General features: G+C 67.1%; 9 protein-coding genes. 3 read left to right on the top strand and 6 right to left on the bottom strand.

The genetic code is table 11. The features are described 5' to 3' along the window. Nucleotides 1-5: 5 nt before the first annotated feature. Nucleotides 6-2123 (top strand): TadG family pilus assembly protein, encoded by a 2118-nt coding sequence (locus K0H49_RS27960; RefSeq protein WP_307886096.1) that lies wholly within the window; start codon nucleotides 6-8, stop codon nucleotides 2121-2123. A 42-nt stretch (nucleotides 2124-2165) separates the two neighbouring features. Next, the gene (locus K0H49_RS27955; protein WP_219219794.1) at nucleotides 2166-3548 is read left to right on the top strand and encodes a sigma 54-interacting transcriptional regulator; all 1383 of its coding nucleotides are present in this window, start codon (nucleotides 2166-2168) and stop codon (nucleotides 3546-3548) included. A gap of 39 nt (nucleotides 3549-3587) precedes the next feature. Here the strand turns inward: K0H49_RS27955 and K0H49_RS27950 are convergent, their stop codons facing one another. From K0H49_RS27950 to K0H49_RS27925, 6 genes are all read right to left on the bottom strand, one after another. Then, the gene (locus K0H49_RS27950; RefSeq protein ID WP_257625257.1) at nucleotides 3588-5114 is read right to left on the bottom strand and encodes a TolC family protein; all 1527 of its coding nucleotides are present in this window, start codon (nucleotides 5112-5114) and stop codon (nucleotides 3588-3590) included. Nucleotides 5115-5122: 8 nt separating this feature from the next. Next, on the bottom strand, nucleotides 5123-6457 hold the full coding sequence (locus K0H49_RS27945; RefSeq protein WP_219219790.1) for an HlyD family type I secretion periplasmic adaptor subunit: 1335 nt from the start codon (nucleotides 6455-6457) through the stop codon (nucleotides 5123-5125). After that, the gene (locus tag K0H49_RS27940; protein WP_219219788.1) at nucleotides 6454-8337 is read right to left on the bottom strand and encodes a peptidase domain-containing ABC transporter; all 1884 of its coding nucleotides are present in this window, start codon (nucleotides 8335-8337) and stop codon (nucleotides 6454-6456) included. The genes K0H49_RS27945 and K0H49_RS27940 overlap by 4 nt, the downstream gene beginning before the upstream one ends. Nucleotides 8338-8381: 44 nt before the next feature. Continuing rightward, nucleotides 8382-10100, bottom strand: a complete 1719-nt coding sequence (locus tag K0H49_RS27935; protein WP_219219786.1) for a Mur ligase — start codon at nucleotides 10098-10100, stop codon at nucleotides 8382-8384. 31 nt (nucleotides 10101-10131) lie between these two features. Continuing rightward, nucleotides 10132-10638, bottom strand: coding sequence for an OmpA family protein (locus K0H49_RS27930; protein ID WP_219219785.1), 507 nt, complete (start codon nucleotides 10636-10638; stop codon nucleotides 10132-10134). Nucleotides 10639-10711: 73 nt separating this feature from the next. Further along, nucleotides 10712-14143 carry a hypothetical protein gene (locus K0H49_RS27925; RefSeq protein ID WP_219219783.1) on the bottom strand — a complete coding sequence of 1144 codons (3432 nt, stop codon included), beginning with the start codon at nucleotides 14141-14143 and terminating at the stop codon, nucleotides 10712-10714. A gap of 9 nt (nucleotides 14144-14152) precedes the next feature. Between K0H49_RS27925 and K0H49_RS27920 the strand changes: the two genes are divergently transcribed. After that, the gene (locus K0H49_RS27920) at nucleotides 14153-14404 is read left to right on the top strand and encodes a hypothetical protein (protein ID WP_219219781.1); all 252 of its coding nucleotides are present in this window, start codon (nucleotides 14153-14155) and stop codon (nucleotides 14402-14404) included. Nucleotides 14405-14555 lie beyond the last annotated feature (151 nt).

Raw genomic sequence — 14555 nt, 5'->3', positions numbered from 1 at the left:
CGCAGATGAAACCTGACTCTTCCCCTTTCTCGAAGCAAGTCTGGCGCAATACAGTGCGCAGGAAGCAGCGTGGCTCCATCGTGGTCAACACCGTGATCGCACTCAGCCTGATCGTTATCGTCCTCGTCGGCACCGAACTCGGCTACTTGTTTTTCATGAAGCGTGAATTTCAGAAAACTGTCGATTTGGCCGCGCTCGCTGGCGCGAAAAAACTAATGCTCCCGCTGAGCTCCACAAGCTGTCAGGAAGCCAAGGATGCTGCAACCCTCAACGCGAAAGAGAACCTGCCAAGCGTCTCTTTGACGACGATGGAGTGTGGGCGCTGGGATCCAAAAATTGCTAACGAATCGCACTTTGATACCGACCCAAAGAATCACAACGCATTACGCGTGACGATTTCCGCTCCCCCTCCCATTGCCCTATTACCCTTTGGCAACAATAGAATCATTACAACTCGCGCGATTGCTGCACTTGCGGATCCCGTAGCCGCATTCTCAGTCGGCTCACGGTTGCTAAGAGTTGAACCGAACGGGGTGCTTTCCGGTCTGCTGAAAAATCTCGGCCTAAATCCCAAGGAAGCGGACTTTCTTAGCTACAAAGGATTGGCGGCTGTCAGCATCAAACCATCGGGCTTGCTCAGTCAACTGGGCATCCCAGTATCAAGCGCGCTCGACGTTGGAACGATTAACAACCTGGCAAAAGTCCAATCCCTCACACTCGGAAACCTTCTCGATCTTTCGATTGCCGTACTAAAACAGCAAGGCGGCGCCGTCTCTAGTCAGATAAAAGTTCTTTCGGATTTGCAATTGGGATTAGATATCGCCGCGCTGAATACACACGTACAGCTTTTTGGGGATGGCAAGACTCCGGGCTTACTCGTCGGCTTGGACAGCACAGGCCCCTCCGCGCTCGAAGCAAATGTCGATGTACTTAGTCTCGTCACAGCAGGCCTAGCTGTAGCCAACGGCACCAACTTCATCACACTTGAAAATCTAGGCATCCCCCTGCTAGGCGTTGCCGCAAAAGCCAGCATCATCGAGGCACCATCCATCGGTATTGGGGGCGTAGGGACAACCGCACGAACGGCGCAAGTTCGTGTCTATTTGCGAGCGGACACCTCAAAATCAATAGTCGGCGTAGTTCTCGGATTTGTCGGAATACAGGTCGATCTCCCATTGATCATCGAGCTTGCCCAGTCCACCGGAAAGCTGACTGCAATCGACTGCAAAATTCCAAGAAAAACAGCAACGATTGCCGTGAGCTCTTCCGCCGCCAACATCTGCATCGGCCGCTTTCACGACATGGAGAGCGATAGGGACTCGAACAACTCCAGATTCTTCACCAAGGCCAACCGCTGTGCCCCGGACCCAGACGGCCAAGTTCCGGACACTCCTGATGGAGTGCGAAGACACCAATTGCTTAACGTCTTGGACATTCTCCCGCTTAAGGTTCGCGTGGGCCTACCACTGCTGGCATCTCAGGCTCCGATTTCCACTCAGCCATTAAGCGAGCCATCTGTTCCACCAGATGGGAAGGAGACGGTGACCGTTAATGCGACCAAACTGGATTTAGCAGCAACTGCTGATAACGTCGCCACTGCCGTGGTAGGAGGAATACTCGGCGACTTGCTGGGAAATATCAAGGCATCCAATCCGGCGAATGCTCAGTCTGTTGCGCAGCAACTCGTTGGAACCACCGGAATCGGTCGTTCCGTCTCCGACGTCTCGAATGAAATCCGTTTTTCCGCGGACGCCATGACTGATTTCAACGAAAAACTGAAGGGACAAGGTTTAGGCGGTCTTCTGAGTGGGACGCTAGAGGGGGTTGGTCTTCTATTGAACACTATTCTGATAAATCCAGTGGTCGATGTACTTTGCTTGCTAAAAATAGGTGAGACCGCCATTCGAAACTGCCGAACCGACTACATCAAAAACAGCGTCCTTTCCAGCGGAAACAACCTTGTCTATACCGTACTGTCGGGCGTTCTTTCGCTGCTCGAACCATTGTTGGATCGTCTTAGCGATGTCATCTCTAACCTGCTGACAACACTCGGCCTCTCGATTGGACAGACAGACGTTTCACTGATATCCGTTGATTGCGGGACCTCCAAGCTCGTGTATTGAAGGAGCCGATACGCCCAATGACCAAATGATTCGTCTCGCTCCATGACCCCCACCCTCAACTTCGACGAACTAGACCTCTACGTCTGGGAAGGCAAGGCCGACATCGTCGAGCGCATCGAGCGCTGCATGGCGAGCTTCGACGTCGGCGTGGTGCGTGCCGATGGCATTCCGATGCCGCAGGACCGGTCGACGTCGCGTGCGGCGCTGGCGGTGATCAGCGTGTCGGTGATCGACGGCGGCGGCATGCCCGTGACGACCGAACTGCTGCAGGGCATGCCGGTGATCTGGGTGGCCGCGGCTTCGCGCGAGCGCGATGCGCGCAGCTATCCGCCCGACTACCTCTACGTGCTGCCCTACGACTTCACGGGCGCCGAACTGCGGACGCTGGTGGCGAAGCTGGTGCGCCAGTTGCGCGCGCGTGCGGTACAGCCCGAAAAGACGAACACGCTGATCGCACATTCGGAGTCCATGCGCTCGCTGCTCAGCGAGGTGAAGGCCTTCGCCGACTGCAAGCACAACGTGCTGGTGCGCGGCGAAACGGGCGTGGGCAAGGAACGCATCGCCGAGCTGCTGCACCTGGGCCATCCCACCTACAGCACCGGCGCCTTCGTGCCGGTGAACTGCGGCGCGATTCCCGATGGGCTGTTCGAGTCGTTGTTCTTCGGCCATGCCAAGGGCTCGTTCACCGGCGCCGTGCATGCGCACCGCGGCTTCTTCGAGCAGGCCTCGGGCGGCACGCTGTTCCTCGACGAGATCGGCGACCTGCCGCGCTACCAGCAGGTCAAGCTGCTGCGCGTGCTCGAGGACAACGCGGTCACGCGGCTGGGTTCGACCACGCCGGTGCGGCTGGACTTCCGGCTGGTGGCCGCGACCAACCGCGACCTGCGCGAGATGGTGGCCAGCGGCGATTTCCGTGCCGACCTGTTCTATCGCCTGGCGGTGATCGAACTCCACATCCCCAACCTCGAAGAGCGCGGTGTGGTCGACAAGATCGCGATCTTCAAGGCCATCCTGTCCGAGGTGCTCGAAGGCGAGGCGCTGCTGGAGAGCCTGCCCTACTGGCTGACCGATGCGGTCTCCAACACCTACTTCCCGGGCAACGTGCGGCAGCTGCGCAACCTGGCCGAACGCGTGGGTGTGATCGTGCGGCAGTTCGGTGTCTGGGACCGGGTGCTGATCGAGCGCGCGGTGGCGCTGATGCGCATCACGCCCGACGGCGTGCCGGCGACCGCGGCGCCCAACACGGTCGACCGCAAGGGCTGGAACAGCGGCGAGCGCAACCGCATCATCGCCGCGCTCGAGGCCAACGAGTGGAAGCGCCAGGACTCGGCCCAGCAGCTGGGCATCAGCCGCAAGGTGCTCTGGGAGAAGATGCGTAAGTACCAGATCATGGACGGCGAGCCGGAGATCCCCGAGGAGCATTGAAAGCGAGCGGCGCGCCGAAGCGCACGCGCCCTCCTTGCCTCAGAGGCTTCCGAGCCGCGCGCTGCGGCGCAAGGCCAGGCCGGCCACGGGCGACCCGGTGGCCACGGTCGACACCGCCGTCGCCTCGCAACGAACCCGCGCGATGCACGGTGCGGCCAGCAGGCTCTCCTCCGTCAGCACGGGGCGCGGTGCCCCCGCGATCAGGCTGTCGATCCAGAGGTTGTCGCTGTCGGGTGCCACCAGCAATCGGCCCGCGGTGCGCTGCAGGCGCAGCTCGGTCACGCGCAGGTCGAACACCGCATCGACATAGTCCAGCAGCAGCGTGTAGTACTCGACCTGTGCATCGAGCACGTTGGGCAGGGTCTCGCGGCCGAAGGCCAGCAGGCGGCGGCGGCCCTGGAAGGCCAGGCCCGAGTCGGTGACCGCGGCACGCAGTTGCTTCTCGCGCTCGCGGCCCGCTGCGGTGCGGGCCCACGAGGCGCTGGTGAGTTCGACCAGGTTCTGCCGTGCGCTTTCGAGCCTGGCTTCCTGGTTGGCGACCTCGGCGATGGCCGCCTTGACGCGCACCTGGCGGTCGAAGCCGTTGCCGAAATTCCAGTTCAGCTCCAGCGCCGCGCGCGTGGGCTCCGAGGGCGACACGCCGCGCGGGTCCTTGGTCTTCACCAGCACCGCATCGACGGTCGGCCAGGCACTGGCCTCGTACTGCTCGACCGTGGCCTGTGCGCGCTGTACGCGGCCGCGTGCCTCGGCCAGTTCCGAACTGCGGTCTTCGGCCTGCAGCAGGGCCTCGGCCTCGGAGGCCGGCTGCCATTGCAGGGGCACGGCGATCACGGGCAGATGGGCGGTGTCGGGCGTGAAGCGGAAGAAGGTCGCGAACTTGGCCAGGGCCTCGCCGCGCTGCGCTTCGAAGTCCATCTCGCGAGCCGCGATGCCGGCACGCCGGGAGGTGGCCATGCGCAGGTCGTTTTCACCGGCCGCGCCCAGTTCGATGCGGCGGCGCTCGGCGCGCGCGAGTTCGTCGAGCACCTCGGTGGACTTGCGAGCGATCTGCTTCTTGAGGTCGAAGCGCTGCACCTGCAGGTAGGCGGTCAGGGCATCGAGCACCACCTTCTGCGAGGTCGACTTCACCGCTTCGGCGCCGGCCTCGCTGCCGAATTCGGCGGCGCGCACGCGTGCGCTCATCGCGCCACCGTCGAGCAGGCTCATGCGCAGGTCGGCCGTGACCAGCTGGTAGGCGCGCGAGCCGGTGCCCTGCACGCCGCTGTCGTAGCTGCCCGAGGCGGTGCCGACCTTGAGGCGCGGATAGCGCGCGCTGCGAGCTGCATCGATCTCGAAGCTGCTGGTGTCGGCGGCGGCCTGCGCCGACTGCACGTCGGGATGCTCGCGCGACAGTTGCACCAGCGCAGCCTTGATGCGCGCGCCCTGCCCGATCGCCTGCATGTCGGGCGGTGCGAGCCGGCGCGCCACGGCCAGTGGTGCGGGCTCGGCCGCGGCGGCCACGGGCGAGGCCTGCAGCCAGCCCAGCGTGGCCACGCAGAGGGCCACGGCGGTGTGCGGGAATGACATGGCCCGCCTCATGGTTCGCGGAACGCTTCGCGCTTGAGCTTGAGCACCGGGCGCAGCATGTACCAGATGAAGGGATCGCTGCCGACGATCAGGTCGACCTCGGCCTCCATGCCGGCCGTGATGCGGTTCTCGGGCCGCCCCACGTGGCTCTTGTCGGTGCTCACCAGCAGCCGGTAGTACGGCGCGGCCGAGGCGCTCGCCGGGTCCTTGTCGGCATCGGCGGCCACCAGCATCACGCGGCCGTTGACCGAGCCGTAGCGCAGGAAGTCGTAGGCCGTGATCTTCACGCGCGCGGCCTGGCCGGCTTCGACGAAGCCGCGGTCGTTGGGACTGAGCTTGGCCTCGACCATGATCAGGTCCTGGTCGGGCACCACTTCCATGATGGCTTCGCCGGGTTTCACGACCCAGCCCGGGCCGGGGTTGCGCAGGCCCTTGACGATGCCGTCGGACGGCGCCTTGACGGTGGTGCGCGAGCGCTGCGTCTTCGCACGCGCCAGGTCTTCGGTCAGGCTCGCGAACTGGCGCTCGACCGTGGCCAGTTCATCGGAGGCCCGGCGCCGGTAGCGGCCTTCGGCCTCGGCCATCTTGGCCTGGGCCTCGGTGATGGCCGCCGCGGCCGACACCGCCATCTGGCGCGCGACTGCCAGGTCGGCGCGCACGGTCTCGGTCTGGCGGCGCTTCTCCAGCACCTCGATCTGGCCGATCAGTTTCTCGGCCAGCAACTGCTCGGAGATCTCCTGCTCCTTCTGCATCAGCGCCAGGCGCTCCTGCAGGCCGAAGATCTTGGCCTGCTGCTCCATCTGCCGGCTGCGGGCCTGCTCCATCGCGGACACCGCGCCGGCCATCACGCCGCGCTGCTCCATCGAGCGTGCGTCGAAGGCGCCCATCTCGCCGAGGAACACCGCCTCGTCGATGCCGCCGTCGAAGGACTTGCGCGTGAGCGGCAGGCCGCGGCTCTCGGCCATCAGCCGCACGCGGGCGCCCAGGGTCGAGGCATGGCGCGCCGTGAGTTCTTCCAGGTTGAGTCCGCTGCCGCCCAGGTCGATCTCGACCAGCGACTGGCCCTGGCGCACCGTCTCGCCTTCCTTCACGTAGACCGCGCTGACGATGCCGCCTTCCAGATGCTGGATCGACTTGACGCGGTCCGACGGGATCACGCGCCCGGGCGAAACGACCACCGTCTCCATGGGAAAGCACAGCGCGATCACGGCCAGCAGCGCGATGGCGCCGCCGATGAGCCACTGGCGGCGGCCGGCGCCACCGCGCGCGGTGGCGGCCGAGGCCACGAAGGCCTGGTCCCGCAGCACGCTGGGCAGGTCGGCCTGGGGTTTGTCTGCACTCATCGCTCTGCTCCTGCGGCCAATGCCGCGAGGTTGACCGCGGCCTGTGCCGCGACATCGGCTGCGGGCGATGCGCCCGCCTGGCCTGTTGAATCGGCTTCCGCCGGCTTGGGAATGGGTGCCACGGCCACCAGCTTTCGCACGCCGAAGAGCTTGGGCACCATGTCGGCGGCCGTGCCCTGCTCGACGCCGCCGTTGCCGCTCACGTGATAGACCTGCGAGGCGGCCGACACCATGCGCAGCGAATGGGTCACGACGACCACGGTGCGTGTCTTGGCCACGGCCTGCAGCGTGGCCAGCAGGGCCAGTTCGCTCTGGATGTCGAGGTCGTTGCTGGGTTCGTCGAGGATCAGCACCGACGGGTTGCGCAGGAAGCTCAGCGCCAGTGCGAGCTTGCGGCGTTCGCCCACCGACAGGCCGGTGCCGCCCTCGCCCACCACCGTGCGGTAGCCGCCGGGCAGGCGCGAGATGAACTCGTGCACGCCGGCCACGCGGCAGGCGGTGAGGATCTGTTCGTCGCTCTGGCCGGGCGCGGCGCGGCGCAAGGTGTCCATCAGTTCGCCGCCGAACCAGTAGACCTCCTGCGGCAGGTAGCTGATCCACTGCGCGAGTTCGGCGCGCGCGAACTGCGAGACGTCGTACTCGCCCAGGCTGACGCTGCCGCGCGTGGGTTCGTAGAGGCCCGCGACCAGCTTCAGCAGCGTGGACTTGCCGGCGCCGTTCTTGCCGACGATCACATGCAGCCCGCCCGGGCCCATCTCGAGGTCGAGGTGCTCGAGCACCGGCCGCGCGCCTTCGGCGAAGGCAAAGGACACATCCTTGAGCACGATGCGGCCCGCGGGCTGCGGCAGCGCCACGCCCGAGGGCTCGCGCTCGACCGGCTCGGCCAGCACCGTCTCGAGGCGCCGGGCTGCTTCCGACGCCGCGGCCAGCGAGCGCCAGCTCGAGGCCAGGCCCGCCACCGGCTGCAGCGCCTTGATGGCCAGCATGTTGGCTGCGATCAGGCCGCCCACGGTCATCATCTGCGACATCACCGAGATCGCACCGACGGTGATCACGACCACCGAGAACATGGTCAGCAGCACCGTGGTGCCGTCGCGCGCGGTCTCGATCTCGCCGTTCTTGCGGAAGCTCTCGGCCAGCCAGGCGTTGTAGGTCTCGCGCCAGAGCTGCACGGTGGGCGCGTCGTTGGCCTGCGTCTTGAGCGTCTCGCGGGCCTGGCAGATCTCGGAGGTCATGCGCTCCAGGCTGCGTCCGCGCTGCACTTCCTCGACCCGGCCGGTACGCACCTCGTCGGCCCACCACCAGGCCAGGAAGGACACGATGCCCAGGAAGGCGATCACCACCGGCAGCACCGGCAAGGCGACGATGCCGATCACGATCAGCGCGAACACGGCCATCGGCAGGTCGAACACCGACATCGCGAGGCCGCCGGTGACGGTGCCGCGCACCGCGCCGACGTCGCGGAAGTACTGGAACCAGGCCGAGGCGGGACGGTGCTCGAGCGCACGCAGCGGGCGGTGCAGCATCGAGCCGAGCATCGCGCCCGACACGTGGTGGTCGATCACCGCGCCGGCATCGCGCAGCAGCCGCGAGCGCCGATGGCGCAGCCAGAACTCGACGCACAGGAAGCACAGGATGCCGCAGACCAGCGCCCAGAGCGTCGACATGCCGCCGCGGTAGATCACGCGGTCGTACACCTGCAGCAGGAAGATCGAGGGCAGCAGGCCGAACAGGCTGATCGGCAAGGACCACCAGGCGGCCGTGCGAATCAGCGGATAGGCCGCACCGAAAGCTTCCCGCAGCGCGCCGGCATAACTGCTGCCGCCCGGCTCCGTTGGCGTGTCGGCCACGAGTTGTCTCGGCAATAGGAACTTAAGCATGTCGGAAAACCCTTGAGAGAGCGCTTGCGCGCACCCCCAAATTGTCACTGGATTGTTACTCTTGACAAGTCTTGTTTCGACATCGGGACCACAGATTCGACGATCGGTGTCTGCAGCAGGAAACGGTGGTAGGCGACGAAGCCGGAGAGGTAGTGCTCCACGTCGTCGATGCGCACGCGGAAGGCCTGGTGCCGGATGAAGAAGGAGCCGTTGATGGCCGCGGGCTTCTTGAAGTACATCGCCATCTCGGGCCAGAAGAAGCCGTTGAGCAGGTAGTGCGCGCGGTGCTCGAGCGCACGGTAGAACTTGGCGGTATCGAAGTCGTCGAGCAGGTGGCGCATGGTCGGCATGGCACGCAGCCGGCGCAGCATCTGTTCGGCGGCCAGCATGAGCTCGAGCAGCGTGGGAAACGTGGTCTTGCGTTCCAGCACGAAGTCCAGGTGGTCGGCCACGTTGAGCAGGCCGAAACGGAAATACACCTCCAGCGGCCGCCAGCGCGTGAGTTCGTTCACGCAATAGCTCAACCAGTGGTCGTGCGCACGCCAGTGCTCGTTGGCGATGAAGTAGCCGAAGGCCTTCTCGACCACCGCCAGCCATCGGCCGTCGCGCGTCAGCGCATAGAGCCGCAGCAGCCCGAAGGCGGCCTCACCGTCGTAGTAGATGATGCGCGAGGCCTGCTTGAGCGACAGGTCACCGGCATGCAGCACATGGTTGAAGCGGCCGGTCTGCGGGTCCTGCAGCGAGGCGATGCCCAGCGCCAGCTTCTCGAGCAGCGGCAGCCAGCGATCGCTGTCCATGAGCTCGCAGTACTTGACCATCGCGAGCAGGCACACGGCGTTGCCACCCAGCTTGATCTCGTCGGCCGTGTCGATCAGGAAGGCGACCTCCTGGCCGTCCGGCAGCGTGTACTGCCGCACCAGTTCCTTGGCCACATGCTCGATGGCGATCTCGATCGCGTCCCGCAGCGCATCGTCGCGCGTGAGCTCCCAGGCCTCGAGCATGGCGTAGACCGAGCTGGCGTGACGCAGCGTGTTGTAGGTGGGAATGCGGCGATCGAAGCACGGGAAGTGACCGTAGACGAAGGCGCCGTTGTCACGCACCTGCTGCGCGAGAAACGACGAGCCGCTGCGCACCAGCGCCAGCACGCGCTCGGAATCGAGCCTGTCGACGACGCGCCGGCCGGCGTTGAGGCCCGCGCCTTCGATGGCATGCGGCACGCCGTCGGGCTGGCAGAACACGCCGCGGGTCGAGAGCAGGTACACCTGCCCGGCGGGCGGCAGGTCCGGCATGGGTTCGGGGCCGAAGCGCGTGCGGTGGTAGATGCCGAAGTTGCCGCGATTGACCACCGCGTGCTCGACGCCCGAGCCGCCATACAGCATGGCGTTGGCGTTGAGTTCCTGCTCGGTGAAGGCGCATTCGAAGTCTTCGTCGAAGGCAATGCCGTAGCGGAAGTAGTTGCGCTTGGTCAGCGCCAGTTGATGGGTCAGCCGCTCCCAGCTCACGGCGCGCGCGCCTTCGACCCAGTCGACGCGCAGCCACAGCGCGCCGGGCTCCTGCGTGTCGATCCACTGCTGGAGCAGTTCGACGCCGCGCTGCCATGCGGTCGTGAAGTCCGGGCCGCCGGCATGCACGACATGCGCACGCTGCTGGCCATCGGTCGCCGAGAAGAAGAACACGTAGGCCGGATACGGCGCCGGCAACGGCGCGCAACGCGACAGCAGGTGGTCTCGGCAAGCGCGCAACCGTTCCCTGAAAGCGATCATTGCGTTCCGGTCTCCGTGAGGGGGTGCCGACTCAGCGGTAGCTGAACTCGACGCGGCGGTTCAGCTGGTAGCCCGCCTCGGTCTGTTCGAGCGAGGCCGGCTTTTCAGTGCCCCAGCTCACGGCTTCGATCTGCGAGGTGTCCACGCCGAGCAGCCCCATGGCCTTCTTCACCGATTCGGAACGGCGCTGGCCGAGTGCCAGGTTGTATTCGCGGCCGCCGCGCACGTCGGTGTGGCCCTCGAGCACCACCGATTCGGAACGGCGTGCGCGCAGGTAGTTGGCATGCGCCTCCACCACGCTGCGATCGGCGGGCCGGATCGTCGACTTGTCGAAATCGAAGTACACGATGCGTGCCACGCCGATCGGCCCGCGCTCGGCCTTCGGCGGCGCCGGATTGACGCGCACCCCCGCGACCGGACGCGAAGCCGGACGGTTGGCGTAGTAGTGGGTGGTCTGATCGCTGCCGTCGCTCGGTGTCGCGCAACCCGCGAGCACCGTGGCCGCGGCCACCAGACTCAGACTGAGAAATCGATTCATATGCTTTCCTTTGAGAGGGCGCGGGCCGCACCGTGGTGCGGACCCGCGTTCAGAGGCAGGGCCCAGCCGTCTCTCAGGCCAGGAGGCCGTGCAGCAGTTGGGTGACAGGGGCACCGGAACCACCCGCGGCGCTGTCGGCAACGCTCGTGACGGGCGCCAACAGGCCGCTGTTGCCACCGAGCACGCCGCCGAGCAGGCCCTGCTCGCCCAGCACGCCGCCGAGCAGGCCACCCCCCGCTGCACCGCCGCTGGCGCCGCTGACGCTGCCGAGCAGACCGCCCACCAGGCCGCTTTCGCCCAGCACGCCACCGAGCAGACCGCCGCCCGCTGCGCCACCGGCACCACCCAGCAGACCGCCGACCAGGCCGCTCTCGCCCAGCACGCCATCCAGCAGACCGCCACCCGTGGCGCCACCGCCGAGCAGGCCACCCACCAGACCGTGCTCACCCAGCACGCCGTCCAGCAGGCCACCACCCGTGGCGCCGCCGCCGAGCAGGCCACCGACCAGACCGTTTTCGCCCAGCACGCCGTCCAGCAAACCGCCACCGGTGGCGCCACCGCCGAGCAGGCCGCCGACCAGGCCGTGTTCGCCCAGCACGCCGTCGAGCAGACCACCACCCGTTGCACCACCGCCCAGCAGGCCGCCGACCAGGCCATGCTCGCCCAGCACGCCGTCGAGCAGACCACCACCCGATGCGCCGCCGCCCAGCAAGCCACCCACCAGGCCGTTCTCGCCCAGCACGCCGTCGAGCAGGCCGCCACCCGATGCGCCGCCGCCGAGCAGGCTGCCGACCAGGCCGTCCTGGCCCAGCACGCCGCCGAGCAGGTCGCCGCCCAACAGATCGCCGCCGAGCAGGCCACCCACCAGGCCGTCCTGGCCCAGCACGCCGCCGAGCAGGTCACCGCCCAACAGATCGCCGCCGATCAGGCCGCCGACCAGGCCGTCCTGGCCCAGCACGCCACCGAGCAGGTCACCGCCGATCAGGCCACCCACCAGGCCGTCCTGACCCAGCACGCCGCCGAGCAGATCGCCGCCGATCAGGCCCCCCACCAGACCGTCCTGGCCCAGCACGCCGCCGAGCAGGTCACCGCCCAGCAGATCGCCGCCGATCAGGCCACCCACCAGGCCGTCCTGGCCCAGCACGCCGCCGAGCAGGTCACCGCCCAACAAATCGCCGCCGATCAGGCCACCGACCAGACCGTCCTGGCCCAGCACGCCGCCGAGCAGGTCACCGCCCAGCAGGTCACCACCGATCAGGCCACCCACCAGACCGTTCTCGCCCAGCACGCCGCCCAGCAAGTCGCCGCCCAGCAGATCGCCACCCGTCAGACCGCCCAGCAGCCCGTCCTGGCCCAGCACGCCGCCCAGCAGGTCGCCGCCCACCAGATTCGCCACGCCGTCGGTGAGGAAGTCCACCTGGCCGATGACCGGGTTGATCAGGCTGGCCGTGGCGCCCTGGCCCAGCAGGCCGTCGGCCAGCGGGCTCACCAGGCCACCCGCCGTGGCCAGCAGGCCGCCGGTCAGGTCGTCGACCGGGTCGAGGATGTTGGGGTTGTTGGCGGTGAAGCTGTCACCGAGCAACGGTGCCAGCAGGCCTTCGACCGCGCCGGTCGCGCCGGCGACCAGGCCACCCACGGGCTCGAGCAGGCCACCGGCCAGTTCGCCGACCACGGGCAGGCCGGCGACGACGTCGGTGGCATTGCCGACCAGCGTGTTGGCCGGTGACAGCAGCGCGTCGCCGCTCGGCGCCGGCGTGTTGCCGCCGGTGAGCCCATTGAGCAGGCCACCCACCAGGCCGTTCTCGCCGAGCAGGCCGTTGGCCAAGCCGGCGACCGGGCCTTGCGTGCCCAGGAGGCCACCGACCAGGCCGTCGTCAGCGAGCAGGCCGCCGACCAGACCGTTCTCGGCCAGCAGGCCGCCCACCAGCGTGTCCGGGCCCAGCAGCGCGCCGGTCAGGCCGTCCGCGCCGGTCAGGCCGCTCAGCAGGCCCTGGTCGCCCAGCAGCGGGTCGAGCAGGCCGCCCACCAGGCCGTTGTCGGCCAGCAGGCCACCGACCAGGCCGTCTTCGGCCAGCAGGCCGCCCACCAGGCCGTTCTCGGCCAGCAGGCCGCCGACCAGGCCTTCCTTGCCGAGCACCCCGTCCAGCACGCCACCGACCAGGCTGCCTTCGCCCAACAGGCCCTTGTCGCCCAGCAGGCCGTTGACCAGGTCGGCCACCGGCGTGTCGGCCAGCAGGCCATTGACCACTTTGCCGATCACCACGTCATCGACCAGGTGCACGATGCCGTCGGTCAGGTAGTCGACCTGATGGGCTACGCCGCCGAGCAGCGCGTCGGTGACGCCATTGCCCAGCACCTTGTCCAGGATCGGGCTCAGCACGCCACCGGCCAGGCCGCCCACGGTGGCCACGACGTCGTCGACCGGGTCCAGCGCATTGGGGTTGTTGGTCGTGAATTCGCCGCCCAGCAGCGGCGCCAGCGCACCGTCGAGGATGGTCGTCACGTTGTCGACCACGTGGGTCACCGGTGCCAGCGCGCCGCCTGTGCCGAGCACGCCGTCGACCGCGTCGACCAGGTCGCCCACGACGCCATCGGCGGGATGGAGCAGCGTGTCGGAGTCGGCATCTGCGTCGGCATCGGCGTCTGAATCCGCATCCGAATCCGAATCCGCGTCGGAGTCCGCGTCGGAATCCGAATCCGCGTCCGAATCGGCATCCGAATCCGAATCGGCGTCTGAATCGGCGTCCGAGTCCGAATCTGCGTCCGAATCGGCGTCCGAGTCCGAATCGGCGTCCGAATCGGCATCCGAATCCGAATCGGCGTCTGCATCGGCGTCGGAGTCACCGTCCGCATCGGCATCCGCATCTGCGTCGGCATCCGCGTCGGCATCGCCTTCACCGCTGCCCGGGGGCACGGTCGTGCCGCCGTTGCCGCCGCCGTCACCACCGCTGTCGCTCAGCGCCGCGCCGAGCGCCAACGCGCCCAGTGCCCCCAGCGCGAACTCGCCCAGGCCGATGCCGCCGGCACCGGCGGCCACCTTCTTCGTCACCGCCACCGCGGCCGCATCGCCAGCGCCTTCGGTCGGCGTGACCACCAGGTCGCCCGCGGCCAGATCGACGTCGACCTGCTCCAGGCCGCCCGGCAGGCGGGTGGTCGCGATGGTCGCGTCGGTGCCGCCGGTGAACACGCCGGTGAGCGGCGCCTTGTCGGTGGCCGAGGGGAAGGTCACGGCCGCCTGGCCGCCTTCAGGCACGATCACGCGATCGCCGGCCAGCAGCGACTGCGAGCCCTGCACGGCGATCGTCTCGCCGCCACGCATCACCGTGACGCCGGGCGTGGCGTTCGACAGCGTGCCGGCACCGGCCGGCGCGGCCGCGACGGCGGAGGCCACGGCCCCGCTGGGTGCCGCCGTCGGCAGGCCGGAAGCCTGCGCGATGACAACGGGCTCCACGGCGGACGTGGAAACGGAAGTGGACGCAGCGGTCGATGTCGATGGAACGGTCATGGCACCCTCTTGAACAAAAAGATGCATCTCTTTCCGCAACTCGCGTGCCGCATGCGCCAGGCCGCCGGCACCTTCTGCTCGAAAATCTATCAAGTCATTGATTTGAAAGGATTTATCCGGATTTCCGTGGCCCGGCAATGGCGTGCCAACCCATGTTCCGCAGGTGTTTCGGAGGGGACGTTACGTAACATCCGCAGGCCCGTTCCGGCCCACATGACGGCGTCTTGTCTGACTGGGCAAAAACACTTCGAGGCAGTGTGAATTCTTTAGACTTACTCCTCCGAAACGCACCGATGCGCGGCGTGACCCCGGACAACAGCGACGTTCCGTGCCATTGAAAAAGCCGCCGGTCCCGAAGGGCCGGCGGCTTTTTCATTCAGGCGAAGCGCGAGATCAGTCCGCGTACACGCCT

This window comes from Variovorax boronicumulans, from assembly GCF_019352895.1.
GTDB lineage: Bacteria > Pseudomonadota > Gammaproteobacteria > Burkholderiales > Burkholderiaceae_C > Variovorax > Variovorax boronicumulans_A.
This window is presented reverse-complemented; position numbering and strand designations above follow the sequence as displayed.

What these genes read in the sequence shown, in the direction of transcription:
- K0H49_RS27960 (WP_307886096.1), top strand. Translation starts at nt 6, where the DNA reads ATGAAACCTGACTCTTCCCCTTTCTCGAAGCAAGTCTGGCGCAATACA.
- K0H49_RS27955 (WP_219219794.1), top strand. Translation starts at nt 2,166, where the DNA reads ATGACCCCCACCCTCAACTTCGACGAACTAGACCTCTACGTCTGGGAA.
- K0H49_RS27950 (WP_257625257.1), bottom strand. Translation starts at nt 5,114, where the DNA reads ATGTCATTCCCGCACACCGCCGTGGCCCTCTGCGTGGCCACGCTGGGC.
- K0H49_RS27945 (WP_219219790.1), bottom strand. Translation starts at nt 6,457, where the DNA reads ATGAGTGCAGACAAACCCCAGGCCGACCTGCCCAGCGTGCTGCGGGAC.
- K0H49_RS27940 (WP_219219788.1), bottom strand. Translation starts at nt 8,337, where the DNA reads ATGCTTAAGTTCCTATTGCCGAGACAACTCGTGGCCGACACGCCAACG.
- K0H49_RS27935 (WP_219219786.1), bottom strand. Translation starts at nt 10,100, where the DNA reads ATGATCGCTTTCAGGGAACGGTTGCGCGCTTGCCGAGACCACCTGCTG.
- K0H49_RS27930 (WP_219219785.1), bottom strand. Translation starts at nt 10,638, where the DNA reads ATGAATCGATTTCTCAGTCTGAGTCTGGTGGCCGCGGCCACGGTGCTC.
- K0H49_RS27925 (WP_219219783.1), bottom strand. Translation starts at nt 14,143, where the DNA reads ATGACCGTTCCATCGACATCGACCGCTGCGTCCACTTCCGTTTCCACG.